We start from the raw sequence: 13,681 nt of genomic DNA on the forward strand, positions 1-13,681 counted from the left end.
GTCATGGCGGGCGGGTTTTGTGTAACTAGCCAAACGGCATGATGCATGCCGCATTAGTCTTTCTCAGGTTGAGTGTTGTGCCCCGACTGTATGTTTCCTTGGCCACATGGCTGGTGTTGTTGGTTCCTGCGCTGGCCTTGACCAGCTCCGTTGGGGGGCCGGCCATTGTCTATCTAAGCGGCTTGATTGCGTTGATTGCGCTGGCCGTCAATGCGATCAAGCGCTACGAACCGATGGATTTCCAAGCCATGTGGCCCATGTCACTGGCGTTGTTGCTGCCGTTGTTTTGCCTAATTGTCACTTCCGTCGTACGAGGCGTCTGGAGTGATTCCGAATTGGAAAAGTTGCTGCGGTTTGCTCTGGCGGTGCCGGTGCTTTGGCTATTGCTCAGAGCGCCGCAACAGTGGCTGAAGCAGATCCAGTGGAGCATTCTGGCAGGCGCGCTGGCGGGGGCGGGAATTCTGATCGTCGCCATGACGCTCTGGGATCGAGGCGCCGTGGCCGATATCGGCGGCCGTTACAACGCCGTCGCCTTCGCCAACATGACCCTGCTGTTCGGCTCGATGTCCTTGTTGTCGATTGGTTGGGGCGCCACGACGCGCTGGCCGCGCGCGGAAAATGGGCTCAAGGTGCTGGCTTTCGCTTTGAGTGTATGGGCTACCTGGTTGTCGCAAACCCGTAGTAGTTGGATGCTGCTTCCCATCCTGGCGGTGGTGTTTCTACTGGGTCTCCGCGGCTGGAGCCGTCGCCACAAGGCATATTGCGCACTGGCGCTCAGCGTGGCTCTGGTTGTCAGTGCGGTTGGCATTTGGAACTTCAGCAGTCGCATGAAAGAGGTCGTGACCGATTTGCAAAGCTTCTCCACATCGGGCGATCGAGACACCTCGTTCGGCATCCGTCTCCAGCTGTGGCATGCGTCGATCCTCATGTTCCAGAAAAGCCCGATCGTCGGCGTGGGTCCGAGCAATTTCCGTGGCGAACTACTCGAATTGGAAAAGCAAGGCGTGGTGTCGCATGAGGTCGTCGACGGCTATGGCGAACCCCACAACGATCTGCTCGCCGCTTTGTCGGGATATGGATTGCTGGGCCTGTTGAGCATTCTGACGCTGTATCTCCTGCCGGCTTACATATTCCTCTGTAGGCTGGCCAGCGACGATCGCGTGATACGCGTAGGTGCCCAGTTGGGCCTGTTGTTCTGTCTGGGTTACTGCGCTTTTAGCCTGACTGAAATGATGTTCCGCAACATGCGCAGCGTGCCCACATATTCCTTGATTGTTGTGGCGCTGATAGCGCTCACCACGCCACGCGCCGAGAGCGCCAGGCGGGCGGCCTAGGACAGGGCGGTAAGGACGGCGGAGCAAATCGCCACCAAAAAACGCAAGGCAAGCGCGCCTTGCGTTTTTTTTATGGACCTTGCGCCAGATCAAACGTCCCGTGTGGACTTGGCGAAAACCCCTGCCCTGTCCCTTATTCTGACGAAACAATACATGAATCGTCACATTCTGCCTTGATTGGTTTCATGGTGGGATGAACAAGGATAAGAGGACTATGAAAAATTCCAGCTTGCGCAGGGAGCTGCTGTGGTTCGTGTTCGCGATCGGCGTGGCCGTACTGGCCCTGGGCGCCTGGGACGCCTGGGAGCGCCGCGCCGAGATGGTGGCCGAGCGCAAGACCGAATTGCGCCACGTCCTCGATCTGGCATCCAGCATCGTGCGCAACGGCAAGCAAAGCGTGCGCGAGGGCATGCCTCTGGATGAGGCCAAGCGCAATGTGACGCGACGGCTGGCGCAACTGCGCTATGGCGAGGACGGTTACGTGGGCGCCTTCGGCGACGGCTACGACCTGCTGGTGCACCCCGATCCCAAGCTGGTCGGTACCAATGTCCGGTCCGTCAAGGACAGCGCAGGGCAGCCGATCTTCGAAAACCTCTACGCCCAGGGCAAGGCCGGCGGCGGCTATACGCGCTACCAATTCCCGCGGCCGGGAACGGAACAGGCGCTGCCCAAGATCAGTTACGCCGCCTACGACGCCGACTGGGGCTGGCTGTTGTTCACAGGCCTGTACGTGGATGACGTCGATCAGGCGTTCTATGCCACCTTGTGGCGGCAGGGCGGCGTGACGCTTGGCCTCCTGGTGCTGCTGTTGGCGGCGGCGTTGCGCTTTTTCCGCTCGCACGTCCTCGGTCCGCTGGACCAGGCCGTCGCGGTATGCGAACGCGTGGCCAATGGCGATCTGTCCGGCAGCGTGCCGCGCAACCAGCGCGGCGAGATCGGCCGCCTGTTCGACGCCCTGGCGCGGATGCAGGAACGCCTGGACGGGGCGGTGCGCAGCATCGTGCATTCCACCACCTCGATCGCCGCGGCCTCGCGGCAGATCGCGGCGGGCAGCATGGACCTGTCGGACCGTACCGAGAAACAGGCCGCCGCGTTGGAGCAGACCGCCGCCAGCGTGGAGCAAATCACCGCCACCGCGCAGCAGAGCGCGCAACACGTGCGCGAGGTCAGCGCGCTGGCCGGCCAGGCAGCGCAACTGGCCCGGCAGGGCAGCGATGAAACGCAGCATGCCATCGACGCCATGCGCGAGATTTCACATAGCTCGCAGCGCATCGACGAGATCATCCGGCTGATTGACGAGATCGCGTTCCAGACCAACATCCTGGCGCTGAACGCCGCCGTGGAAGCCGCAAGGGCCGGAGAGCAGGGCCGGGGCTTCGCGGTGGTGGCGGGCGAGGTGCGCGCGCTGGCCCAGCGCTCGGCCACCGCCGCCAAGGAAATCAAGACGCTGATCGAAGCGTCGGCGGATTCGGTGGCGCGTGGCAGCCAGCGCGTGGAGCAGGCCAGCGCGACGATGGGCAACGTGCTGGAGTCGGCCGCCACCAGCGCGCCGCTGATGGGTGAGATCGCCACGGCCTCGGCCGAGCAGAGCGTGGGTATCGAGCAGATCAACCAGGCCGTGACGCATCTGGACGGCGTGACGCAGCAGAACGCCGCGCTGGTGGAAGAGTTCGCCGCGTCGGCTGCCGCCCTGCGCGACCAGGCGGGAGAACTGGCGAACGCGGTGTCCGTCTTCAGGCTGTCTGCAGCCGGCTAGGCGAGCCCTGCACCGCGCTCATGGCCCGTTGCAGGCGTTGTCCAAGCTCGCGGCTGGCGCTGGTCATGGGCATGCGCAGCTCGTCGGCGATCAGCCCCTGCAGGGCCAGGGCGCGTTTGATCGGCGCGGGATTGGGTTCGGCAAACAGCAGTCGGATCAGGCCGCGCAGCGGCTCGAACAGTTCGCGCGCGGCTTCCGCGTGGCCGTCGCGGGCCAGCTGCATGACCTCGACATAGCGCTCGGGATAGATATGCGCGGCGGCCGGGATGGCGCCGCGGCCGCCGGCCAGGAAGTGGTCCAGCAGCGCGATGTCTTCGCCGCATAGCGGGGCCAGTGCGCTGCGCCGGTTCAGCGCCGACAGCACCGAGGGATTGCATTCCTTGACGGCGCTGAAGTTGGGCAGCGCGGCCAGCGCCTCCATGGTTTCGACCGTCATCGTCACCCCGGCGCGCTTGGGGATGTTGTACAGAATGATGGGCCGTTCCGTGGCCCAGGCGATCTGACGATAGTGCCACAGTATGCCGGCCTGCGACGGTCCCAGGTAGTAGGGCGGCGGCACCAGATACCCGGCCGGCCGATACTTGTCCAGGCGCCGGATCGCGGTTGCCACGCCGCGCGTGTCGACGCCGCCCGCGCCGAACACTAGCGGCAAGGCGTGCGGATCGCTGGATATGGCTTCTATCATGTCGATCTTTTCCGGCATGCTGAGCAGATTGCCTTCGCCGGTGGATCCGAACAGCACCAGGCCGGCGATGCCCGCGTTGCGGTAGTAGCGGGCCAGCGCCTGGGCGGCGTCCAGGTCCACATAGCCGCCGCGCATCGGCGTGACCATGGGTAGCCAGATGCCCTCGAATGCGGTCTTGCGTGGCATGTCCATGGCTTATTGCACCGTCATCGCAGGGGCCGGACGCACCGCGCCGAACTCGGCGCGAGGCAGGCCGGACATCACTGCGTGCATCAAGGCATCCAGCTGTCCGCGTTCGCATTGCAGCTGCAGCACGCTTTGCGCATGGGCGTGATCCACCGACAGTACGTAGACGCCGATGCGATCGCCCAGCGCGCGGTGCAGCGCCAGCCGCACGTTCAGCGCGTCCAGCGTGTCTATCCTGATGGTCAGCGCGACCAGGTCGGCACGGGTTTGCGCGCGCTGCGCGGCCAGGATGCCGGGCATGGGGGAAGGGCGGGCTTGCAGTCGGGGGATCATGGCGGGGGAGCGGGGCGGAGACGCCGCTTGCGGCATTCCGGGGATCCGGTTGGTTGATGACGGTTCCACTATAGGAAGCGCGCCATAAATCCCGCCGATAAAAGCGGACGCGGCGCGTAAAAAACGCGTCAACGCCCGGTTGCGGTCAGAAAGTCTTGGTCAGTGACAGCAGGCCCGTCGCTCGACCCATGTCGCGGCCGCGGGTATTGGTGTAGACGGCGCGGTCGGCATTGGTGTCCAGATAGGCCAGCGATACCGACAGGCCTTGGCCGAAGTCCTTCGTCAGCCCCAGCTTCCAGTCCGTGTAGTTGGCGTGGCCGACGTTGCGCACCAGTTGCCGGCCGAGGTGGGCGTTGAGCGTCAGGCCCCACACGCCCGTATCGAAGTTGCCGGACAGGTCGAAGTACTGGCTGTGCTTGCTGTCCGCGAAACCGAACAGATTGGTCATGGCGATGGAGTACTTGAACATCAGCGGTCCATAGCCGATGCCAGCGTACAGCTCGGTGGTGTCAGGGCTGGTGTAGCCCGACGGATAGTCGCCGGGGTAGTAGTACTGCAGGACGCCCAGGTCTACCGGTACGTCCTGCGCGAGGTTGCCCTTGTAGCCGCCGTAGAAGTCCATTTCGACGGGGGCGGAGACTTCGCTGTTGCTGTCGTTGAGCCAGCTGATGCTGGAGTTCCAGTTGCCCAGGTAGAAACCGCTGGAATGAACCAGATCGAATCCGCCCTGGATGGCCGGCTTGTTATTGCTTTGCATCAGGCCGCGGTAGCGGTACTGGCTGGCCAACGTGAGATTGGCCGTCAGGGTGAAATCGGAAGCAGACGGCGCTGAATCCGTGGGCGCGTCGGCGGCCAGCGCGTTGCCGGCATGAGCGGCGGACAGGGTCAGCAGCGCGAACGCGGCCAGGGTGTGGCGGGGCATGGGAGGGCTCCTGGTGTTGGATGGGATCGCAACAATAGGAGGAACGGCATAAAGGCCGAGACAAGACTTGCGGGCTGCGCGTAAACGCGGCGTCAATGCGCGTCCGCGGCGCGCGGCTCAGCCCGCGAAGCGATAGCCCACGCCGATCTCGGTCAGCAGGTAGACGGGTTGGGCCGGGTCGGCTTCCAGCTTCTGGCGCAAATGGCCCATGTAGATGCGCAGGTAGTGGTTGCTCTCGACGTGCGACGGCCCCCACACTTCGCGCAGCAGTTCGCGGTGCGTCATGACCTTGCCGCGATGCGCCAGCAGCGCCGCCAGCAGCCGGTACTCCATCGCGGTCAGGTGCACGTGCTGGCCGCCGCGCTCGACCACGCGCCTGGCGAAGTCCACGCGCACGTCGCCGAAGCTGATTTCGGATGCGTTGCCGGCGCCGCCCCTGGCGTGCCGCCGCAGCAGCACGCGCAGGCGCGCCAGCAATTCGCTGACGCCGAAAGGCTTGGTCAGGTAATCGTCCGCCCCTGCATCCAGCGCGGCGACCTTGTCGGCCTCGGCGCTGCGCGCGGACAGCACCAGCACCGGTACTTCGGTCCAGCCGCGCAGCTCGCGGATCAGGGTCATGCCGTCCTCGTCCGGCAGGCCCAGGTCCAGCACCACCGCGTCGGGCTGTCGGGTGCCGGCCTCGATCAAGCCGCGCTTGACGGTATCGGCCTCGTGCACGGCGCAGCCCTCGCTTTCCAGGGCCTGGCGCACGAAGCGCCGGATGTTGGCGTCGTCTTCAATGATCAGGACGGTAGGCTGGTAATCGAACATGCGTGGCGGCGTTCAAGGGGTTTCGGATTGGATCGGGGGCGGCGTACCCAGGGGTAGAGTGAAGACGAACTGCGCGCCGGATTCCTGGCCAGGCGCATGCTCGACCCAGATTTTCCCATGGTGGGCGGCGATGATGGCTTCGCATACGGCCAGGCCCAGGCCGACGCCTGGCGTGGCGGACTCGCGATCGCCGCGCGTGAATTTCTCGAAGATACGGCGTTCCGCGCCCGGCGGTACGCCCGGTCCGTTGTCGCTGACGGCCACTCGCAGTTCGCCTTCGTGCACGTCCGCATGCACGCGCAGGGTGCTGCCGGCGGGCGTGTACTTGGCCGCGTTCTCCAGCAGATTGCACAGCACGCGCTCGATCAGCACGCCGTCGCATTCCACCAGTGGCAGCTGCGACAGGCTGTCCACGGCGACGCGGTGCGCGGCCAGCGGTTCGCGCATGGCGGCAAGCGAGGCGCCGACCAGCTCTTCGATGGATTGCCATTCCAGGCGCAGCGGCGTGTCGCGGTTCTGCAGCCGCGCCATATCCAGCAGGTTGACGACCAGCGCGTGCATGCGCTGGGCCTGGTCGCGCATGGCGCGGATGGTGTCGTGGATGCCGGGCGGCAACGCCGCCTGCTGGCGCATCAGCGTGTCCGTCATGCCGACCAGGCTGGTCAGCGGGGTGCGCAGATCGTGCGATACCGCCGCCAGCAGCGAGTTGCGCAGCTTCTCGGATTCCATGCTGACCAGCGCCTGCTGCGCCACTTCCACGTAGTGCAGCCGCTCCAGCGCGATGGCGATGAGGGTGGCGTAGGCTTCGATCTGGCGGCGCGAGTCGGGATTCGAGAACAGGCTGCGGCGCGGGGCCGCCAGCGCCAGCACGCCGCGCGTGCGCATGGGCGCTTTCAGCGGCAGGTACAGCAGCTCGCTGTTGGACAGGGTGGCGGTGCCTGCGCCCGCAGGCTGCCCGTGGTCGTAGACCCATTGGGCCAGCGCCGATTCCAGCGGCGGCATGTCGTCCGCGGCGGGAGACGCCAGCTTCAGCCTGTCGTCCATGCCCAGGATGTACAGCGCGCAGCGCGAGCCGAAGGTGGCATGCACGAAGGCCCCGGCCAGAGTGACGATCTGCTCAGGCAGCAGCGCGGACGACAGTTCGCGCGCGAATTCGTAGAGGCTGCGCGCATCGGCTTCGCGCTTGACCGAGGCTTGCGCCTGCAGCCGCAGGCCGGCTGTGAGCTGGCCGATCAGCAGGCCCACGGACAGCAGCACGCCGAAGGTCAGCAGGTACTGCACGTCCGACACGGCGAACGACGCCAGCGGCTGCACGAAGAAGAAATCGAACAGCCCGACGCTGATGACCGAGGCTAGCGCGGCTGGCCCGCGCCCGTGGCGCAGCGCCACGGCCACCACCGCCAGCAGGAACAGCATGACGATATTGGTCTGGTGCAGGGCCGGGAAGGCCAGCGCGGACAGCGCCGTGGCGGCGGCGCAGTAGCACAGCGCCCAGGCATAGCCCGCCAGCGGCCGCGGATTGCGCTCGTCGGCGCCCAGGCGCGCCCGCTGGCCCAGCGTGAGCGGGTCGCGTCCGGGCGCTGCGGCGGCGGGCAGGGGCGGCGCGCCCAGGCGGATGATGTCGATCTCTGGGCAGCCCGCGGCCAGCATGTCGGCGAAGCTGTGGCGGCGCCACAGCCAGCCCGGTGAGATGGCTGCGGTCAGCACCGCGGACAGCGACAGGCGCAGGCGCTGCAGGCCGCTGGCGCGGGTCCGGCCGATGATGGCCTTGGTAATGTTGTGGCGGCGCACGTAGCGCACCACGGCGTCGACCATGTCGCCGCCGGCCAGGGTTTCGCTGCGCGCGCCCAGCGCATCGGCCAGGGCCAGGCTGCGCTGGATGCGTTCCTGTTCGGCCTGGGGCGGCGGCGCCGCGCGCGGCGTGTCGATGGTGACCACGTGCAGATCGCATTCCAGCTGCTGGCTCAGGCGGTGCGCGCTGCGGATGACGTATTCGGCGTCCACGTCCGGGCCGATGCAGGCGACCACGGCCTCGCGCGTGCGCCACACAGGCTCGATGGCGCGGTCGCGGCGATAGGCCTGGACGTCGTCGTCGACATGGTCGGCGGTGCGGCGCAGCGCCAGCTCGCGCAGCGCGATCAGGTTGCCCTTGCGGAAGAAATTGCGGGTGGCGTGGCGGGCCTGCTCGGGCAGGTAGACCTTGCCTTCTTTCAAGCGGCGCAGCAATTCGTCGGCCGACAGATCCACCAGGATGACTTCGTCGGCCGCGTCGAAGACCTCGTCGGGTACGGTCTCCCAGACGCGCACGCCAGTGATGCTGCCTACCGCTTCGTTCAGGCTGTCCAGATGCTGCACGTTCAGCGTGGTCCAGACGTCGATGCCGGCGGTCAGCAGTTCCTGGATATCCTGCCAGCGCTTGGCGTGACGCGAGCCGGGCGCGTTCGAGTGGGCCAGCTCGTCCACCAGCACCAGGTCCGGGTGGCGGGCCAGCGCGCCGTCCAGGTCGAATTCCTTCAGCACGTGGCTGCGGTACGGCACGTCCTGCAGCGGCAAGACGGGCAGGCCCTCCAGCAGTGTGGCGGTTTCGCGCCGGCCGTGGGTTTCGACGATGCCGGCCAGCACCTCGATGCCCTGGGCGGCCTGCGCGCGGGCCGCCACCAGCATGGCGTAGGTCTTGCCCACGCCGGCTGAAGACCCGAAGTAGACGCGCAGCTTGCCGCGCACCGCCTGGCGCGCGGCGTCGTCCAGGGTCTTCAAGAGCGCGTCGGGATCGGGACGCTCGCCAGCGATATCAGCCATGAACGCGCAATAGGTGGGAGGGAACGGCTGGCAATACTATACGCCGCGGCATCAGCGCGCCGGACGCAGTTGGTCCAGCGCCAGGTTCAGCGTCAGGACGTTGACCGCGGCGTCGCCCAGCACGCCTAACCAGGGCTTTTCGGTATGGGCCTGGATCAGGGCGTCGACCTGCGCACGCGGCAGGTTGCGGGCGCGCGCGACGCGCTCCGCCTGGTAGGCCGCGGCAGCCGGACTGATGTGCGGATCCAGCCCGCTGCCGGAGGCGGTGACCAGGTCCACCGGCACGGGCACGGGGTTGGCCGGATCGGCCGCCTTCAGCGCGGCGATGCGGGCCTGGATGGCGTCGGCCAGCGCCGGATTGCGCGGCCCCAGGTTCGAACCGCCGGAGCCGGCGCCGTTGTATGGCATGGGCGCAGTGGCGGACGGACGGCCCCAGAAGTAGCCAGGCGAGCTGAACGACTGGCCGATCAGTTCCGAGCCCACGACGCGTTCGCCCTGCTTGATCAGCGAGCCGGCCGCTTCGTGGGGGAACACGGCGGCGGCGATGCCCGTGGTCAGGAAGGGGTAGGCCAGGCCGGTCACCAGCGACAGCGCGGCGAAGACGACCAGCGCCGGGCGCAGGATGCCGCCTTGGCGCGGCAGGGTAGTGGAATTTTTCATGATGAGTTCCTTGCAGTGTGGGGCTCAGGCCCAGCCCAGGGCGGCCAGCACCATGTCGACCAGCTTGATGCCGGCAAACGGCACCAGCAGGCCGCCCAGGCCATAGATCAGCAGATTGCGACGCAACAGCACGGCCGCGCCCAGCGCCCGGTAGCGCACGCCCTTGAGCGCCAGCGGGATCAGCACCACGATGATCAGCGCGTTGAAGATCACGGCCGACAGGATGGCCGAGGCCGGTGTGGCCAGGCCCATGATGTTGAGCACGTTGAGCTGCGGATAGACGGTGGCGAAGGCGGCCGGAATGATGGCGAAGTACTTGGCCACGTCGTTGGCCACGCTGAAGGTCGTCAGCGCGCCGCGGGTCATCAGCATCTGCTTGCCGATTTCGACGATCTCGATCAGCTTGGTGGGGTTGGAATCCAGGTCCACCATATTGCCTGCCTCCTTGGCGGCCTGGGTGCCCGAGTTCATCGCCACCGCGACGTCGGCTTGCGCCAGCGCGGGCGCATCGTTGGTGCCGTCGCCCGTCATGGCAACCAGCCGGCCTTCGGCCTGATAGGCGCGGATCAGCTTGAGCTTGGCCTCGGGCGTGGCTTCGGCCAGGAAATCGTCCACCCCGGCTTCGGCGGCGATGGAAGCGGCCGTGAGCTTGTTGTCGCCCGTGATCATCACGGTCTTGATGCCCATGCGGCGCAGTTCCGCGAAGCGCGACTGGATGTCCGGCTTGACGATGTCTTTCAGCTCGACCACGCCGAGCGCGCGGTTGCCGTCGCTGACCATCAGCGGCGTGCTGCCGCGGCGCGCCACGTCTTCGGCCAGGCGCAGGGCCTGCTCCGGCACCGTCGCGTCCTGCGCGGCCAGCCAGGCCTGCACGGCGTCGACCGCGCCCTTGCGGATCATGCGGCCGTTCAGGTTCACGCCGCTCATGCGCGACTGCGCGGTGAAGGGCACGAACTCGGCGTGCGCCATGGCCGGAGCCGGGGCGTGGATGGACTTGTCGGCAAGTGCGACGATGCTGCGGCCTTCCGGCGTTTCGTCGGCCAGCGAGGCCAGGCGTGCGGCATCGGCCAGTTCGCGCGCGGACACGCCGGGCGCCGGCAGGAAGGTCGAAGCCTGGCGGTTGCCGAAGGTGATGGTGCCGGTCTTGTCGAGCAACAGCACGTCCACGTCGCCCGCGGCTTCGACCGCGCGGCCCGAGGTGGCGATGACGTTGGCGCCCATCATGCGGCTCATGCCCGCCACGCCGATGGCCGACAGCAGGCCGCCGATGGTGGTGGGAATCAGGCAGACCAGCAACGCGACCAGCACCGTCACCGTGACGGCGGAGCCGCCGCCGGCGGCGTTGACCGCGTAGATCGAGAACGGCATCAGGGTCACGACCACCAGCAGGAACACCACGGTCAGGCCGACCAGCAGGATGGTGAGGGCCAGTTCGTTCGGCGTCTTCTGGCGCTTGGCACCTTCGACCATGGAAATCATGCGATCCAGGAAGCTCTCGCCCGGATCGGCGGCGATACGCACGAAGATCCAGTCCGACAGCACGCGGGTGCCGCCAGTGACCGACGAGAAGTCGCCGCCGGATTCGCGGATCACGGGCGCGGATTCGCCGGTGATGGCGCTTTCATCCACCGATGCCACGCCGGCGATGACCTGACCGTCGCCGGGGATGGTTTCGCCCGCTTCGACCAGCACCACGTCGCCCCGGCGCAGCAGGCCCGAAGGCTGGCTGACGGTTCGGCTACGCCACTCGCCCGGCTGCGCCGTGCTGGCGTCGACGTCGCGAAAGCCCTTGAGCAGGCGGGCATCGATGGTGGTGCGCAAGCCACGCAGCGTTGCCGCCTGTTGCTTGCCGCGGCCTTCGGCCAGGGCTTCGGCGAAGTTCGCGAACAGCACCGTGAACCACAGCCACACGCTGATCGCCAGGATGAACCCGGCGGGCGCCTCGGCCTGGCCGCGCAGGGCCATGATCCACAGCACCGTGGTCAGGATGCTGCCCACGTAGACCACGAACATCACGGGATTCTTCAGCTGCGCGGCGGGCGAGAGTTTGCGCAGACTGTCCAGCATGGCGGGGCCGACCAGGGCGCGTGACCACATGCCGAACTGGCGTTCATGGGCGCTGCTAGCCGCGGCGCGGGCGGCGCCGCCACCGGCGCCAGTAGTAGAGGTTTCAATCTTGGCCATTTTCATTCCTAGCCTTTCAATTGCAGGTGTTCCGCGACCGGACCCAGAGCGAGCGCGGGCACGTATGTCAGGGCGCCTACCAGCAGCACCGCGCCGATCAGCAGCACCACGAAGAGGGGGCCGGTGGTGGGCATGCTGCCGGGGCCGGCGGGATGCCGGCGCTTGGCGGCCAGCGAACCCGCCATCGCCAGGATGGCGACGATGATGGCAAAGCGGCCGAACCACATGGCGATGCCCAGCAGCACGTTGTAGAACGGCGTGTTGGCGGACAGTCCGGCGAAGGCGCTGCCGTTGTTGTTGGCGGCGGACGTCAGGGCATAGAGGATTTCGGAGAAACCGTGGATGCCGGGGTTCAGCACGCCGGCCTGGCCGGCCGCCACCGAGACCGCCAGGGCCGTGCCGCAAAGCACCAGCAGCGGCGTGGCCAGGATGACGATGGAGACCATCTTCATGTCGTAGGCCTCGATCTTCTTGCCCAGGTATTCCGGGGTGCGGCCTATCATCAGCCCGGCGATGAAGACGCCCAGGATGGCGAAGGCCAGCATGCCGTACAGGCCCGAGCCCACGCCGCCGAACACGACCTCGCCCAACTGCATCAGCAACATCGGCGTCAGTCCGCCCATGGCGTTGAGCGAATCGTGCATGCCGTTGACCGCGCCGCAGGAGGCCGCCGTGGTGACGGTGGCGAACAGCGAGGTGGCGGCGATGCCGAAGCGGGTCTCCTTGCCCTCCATGTTGCCGCCGGGGGAGAAGGCGCTGAGCGTGCTGTCTGCGCTCGCCTGGGCCGCCATCGGGTTGGGCTGCTGCTCGAAGTAGGCGGCGGACAGCGCGAATACCGCGAACAGCACCGTCATGGCCGCCAGGATCGCGATGCCCTGGCGCCGGCTGCCGACCATCTCGCCGAACGAGAAGCACAGCGCGGCGGGGATCGCCAGGATGGCCAGCATCTCCAGGAAGTTCGCCAGCGGCGTGGGGTTCTCGAAGGGGTGCGCGGAGTTGGCGTTGAAGAAGCCACCGCCATTGGTGCCCAGCAGCTTGATCGATTCCTGAGACGCTACCGGTCCCATGGCCAGGGTCTGGGTCTTGCTGACGGCGGGGTCGGTCACGGCCTGCCCCTTGGCGTCGAGCACGGGCTGGCCCTGGGCGTCCATGCGGGGCTGATCGTAGTGCACAGCCTCGACGGTCTGGACTTCCTGGTAGGGGCTGAAGTTCTGGATCACGCCCTGGTTGACCAGCGCCAGCGCCAGCACCAGGGACAGCGGCAGCAACACATACAGCGTGCTGCGCACCATGTCGGTCCAGAAATTGCCGACGGTGGCCGAGCAATGGCGCGACAGGCCGCGGATCAGCGCGAACACCACCGCAATGCCGGTGGCGGCCGAGACGAAGTTCTGCACCGTCAACGCCAGCATCTGCGTCAGGTAGCTCATGGTCGATTCGCCGCCGTAGCCCTGCCAGTTGGTGTTGGTGACGAAGCTGATGGCGGTGTTCAGGGCGGAGTCCGGCGACACCGCGCCCATGCCGGCGGGATTGAGCGGCAGCACGCCCTGCAGGCGCTGCAAGGCGTAGACCGCGGCGATACCGATGATGTTGAAGGCCAGCACCGCCACGGCGTAGCGCTTCCAGCCCATCTCGGCCTGCGGGTCTATGCCCGCCAGCCGGTAGATGCCGCGCTCTATCGGGCGGCCCCAGGCGGTCAGCCGCGACTGCCCGTTTTCCATGGCGATGCGGATATAGCGCCCGAGCAGGGGCGCGATCGCTAGCAGGACTGCCAGGTACACGACCAGCAATCCGATGAATTCGGCGGTCATCAGAATTTCTCCGGTTTGAACAGCGCGACCAGCAGGTACACGAACAACAGGGCGGCCGTCAGGCCGCTCAGCCAGTAGAGCCAGTTCATGGTTGCTCTCCCGAAGACAAGGCTTCGCAGAATCGGAGCAGGGCGAAGATCAGCCCGGCCATGACGGCGAAGACGGCGATATAAATGGCATCCACGTATTTCCTCCCGGGAG

At 66.8% G+C, this 13,681-nt stretch carries 11 protein-coding genes; 2 read left to right on the top strand and 9 right to left on the bottom strand.

Annotation, left to right across the window (positions count from 1 at the left end):
* Positions 1-77 precede the first annotated feature (77 nt).
* Positions 78-1,334, top strand: coding sequence for an O-antigen ligase family protein (locus tag AC6LKD_RS17835; RefSeq protein WP_492276175.1), 1,257 nt, complete (start codon positions 78-80; stop codon positions 1,332-1,334).
* Between the two features lie 214 nt (positions 1,335-1,548).
* The gene (locus AC6LKD_RS17840; protein WP_498116974.1) at positions 1,549-3,090 is read left to right on the top strand and encodes a methyl-accepting chemotaxis protein; all 1,542 of its coding nucleotides are present in this window, start codon (positions 1,549-1,551) and stop codon (positions 3,088-3,090) included.
* Here AC6LKD_RS17840 and AC6LKD_RS17845 read toward each other — a convergent pair.
* From AC6LKD_RS17845 to kdpF, 9 genes are all read right to left on the bottom strand, one after another.
* A complete protein-coding gene (locus AC6LKD_RS17845) occupies positions 3,068-3,967 on the bottom strand; it encodes a 4-hydroxy-tetrahydrodipicolinate synthase family protein (protein ID WP_492276106.1) in 900 nt (299 codons plus the stop codon). The two genes, AC6LKD_RS17840 and AC6LKD_RS17845, sit on opposite strands and share 23 nt — an antisense overlap.
* Positions 3,968-3,970: 3 nt before the next feature.
* Positions 3,971-4,294, bottom strand: coding sequence for a hypothetical protein (locus tag AC6LKD_RS17850; protein ID WP_498116976.1), 324 nt, complete (start codon positions 4,292-4,294; stop codon positions 3,971-3,973).
* Positions 4,295-4,439: 145 nt separating this feature from the next.
* Positions 4,440-5,216 (bottom strand): TorF family putative porin, encoded by a 777-nt coding sequence (locus AC6LKD_RS17855; protein ID WP_498116978.1) that lies wholly within the window; start codon positions 5,214-5,216, stop codon positions 4,440-4,442.
* Between the two features lie 117 nt (positions 5,217-5,333).
* Positions 5,334-6,026: a two-component system response regulator KdpE gene (gene kdpE / locus AC6LKD_RS17860; RefSeq protein ID WP_454667977.1), complete on the bottom strand. Its 693-nt coding sequence runs from the start codon at positions 6,024-6,026 to the stop codon at positions 5,334-5,336.
* A gap of 12 nt (positions 6,027-6,038) precedes the next feature.
* Positions 6,039-8,825, bottom strand: a complete 2,787-nt coding sequence (locus tag AC6LKD_RS17865) for a DUF4118 domain-containing protein (RefSeq protein WP_498116980.1) — start codon at positions 8,823-8,825, stop codon at positions 6,039-6,041.
* 51 nt (positions 8,826-8,876) lie between these two features.
* Positions 8,877-9,485 (bottom strand): potassium-transporting ATPase subunit KdpC, encoded by a 609-nt coding sequence (kdpC, locus tag AC6LKD_RS17870; RefSeq protein ID WP_492276110.1) that lies wholly within the window; start codon positions 9,483-9,485, stop codon positions 8,877-8,879.
* A gap of 24 nt (positions 9,486-9,509) precedes the next feature.
* On the bottom strand, positions 9,510-11,669 hold the full coding sequence (gene kdpB / locus AC6LKD_RS17875; protein ID WP_498116982.1) for a potassium-transporting ATPase subunit KdpB: 2,160 nt from the start codon (positions 11,667-11,669) through the stop codon (positions 9,510-9,512).
* 8 nt (positions 11,670-11,677) lie between these two features.
* The gene (gene kdpA, locus AC6LKD_RS17880; protein WP_498116983.1) at positions 11,678-13,480 is read right to left on the bottom strand and encodes a potassium-transporting ATPase subunit KdpA; all 1,803 of its coding nucleotides are present in this window, start codon (positions 13,478-13,480) and stop codon (positions 11,678-11,680) included.
* Positions 13,480-13,569 (bottom strand): K(+)-transporting ATPase subunit F, encoded by a 90-nt coding sequence (gene kdpF / locus AC6LKD_RS17885; RefSeq protein WP_013391886.1) that lies wholly within the window; start codon positions 13,567-13,569, stop codon positions 13,480-13,482. Before kdpF ends, kdpA begins: the two co-directional genes overlap by 1 nt.
* Positions 13,570-13,681: the final 112 nt, after the last annotated feature.

The sequence above is a fragment of the Achromobacter sp. D7-1 genome (assembly GCF_059760445.1).

Excerpts from the sequence above, each read along its gene's own strand:
- kdpA (WP_498116983.1), bottom strand. The coding sequence starts at position 13,480 with ATGACCGCCGAATTCATCGGATTGCTGGTCGTGTACCTGGCAGTCCTG.
- AC6LKD_RS17855 (WP_498116978.1), bottom strand. The coding sequence starts at position 5,216 with ATGCCCCGCCACACCCTGGCCGCGTTCGCGCTGCTGACCCTGTCCGCC.
- kdpF (WP_013391886.1), bottom strand. The coding sequence starts at position 13,569 with ATGAACTGGCTCTACTGGCTGAGCGGCCTGACGGCCGCCCTGTTGTTC.
- kdpB (WP_498116982.1), bottom strand. The coding sequence starts at position 11,669 with ATGGCCAAGATTGAAACCTCTACTACTGGCGCCGGTGGCGGCGCCGCC.
- AC6LKD_RS17845 (WP_492276106.1), bottom strand. The coding sequence starts at position 3,967 with ATGGACATGCCACGCAAGACCGCATTCGAGGGCATCTGGCTACCCATG.
- AC6LKD_RS17840 (WP_498116974.1), top strand. The coding sequence starts at position 1,549 with ATGAAAAATTCCAGCTTGCGCAGGGAGCTGCTGTGGTTCGTGTTCGCG.
- AC6LKD_RS17865 (WP_498116980.1), bottom strand. The coding sequence starts at position 8,825 with ATGGCTGATATCGCTGGCGAGCGTCCCGATCCCGACGCGCTCTTGAAG.
- AC6LKD_RS17850 (WP_498116976.1), bottom strand. The coding sequence starts at position 4,294 with ATGATCCCCCGACTGCAAGCCCGCCCTTCCCCCATGCCCGGCATCCTG.
- kdpC (WP_492276110.1), bottom strand. The coding sequence starts at position 9,485 with ATGAAAAATTCCACTACCCTGCCGCGCCAAGGCGGCATCCTGCGCCCG.
- kdpE (WP_454667977.1), bottom strand. The coding sequence starts at position 6,026 with ATGTTCGATTACCAGCCTACCGTCCTGATCATTGAAGACGACGCCAAC.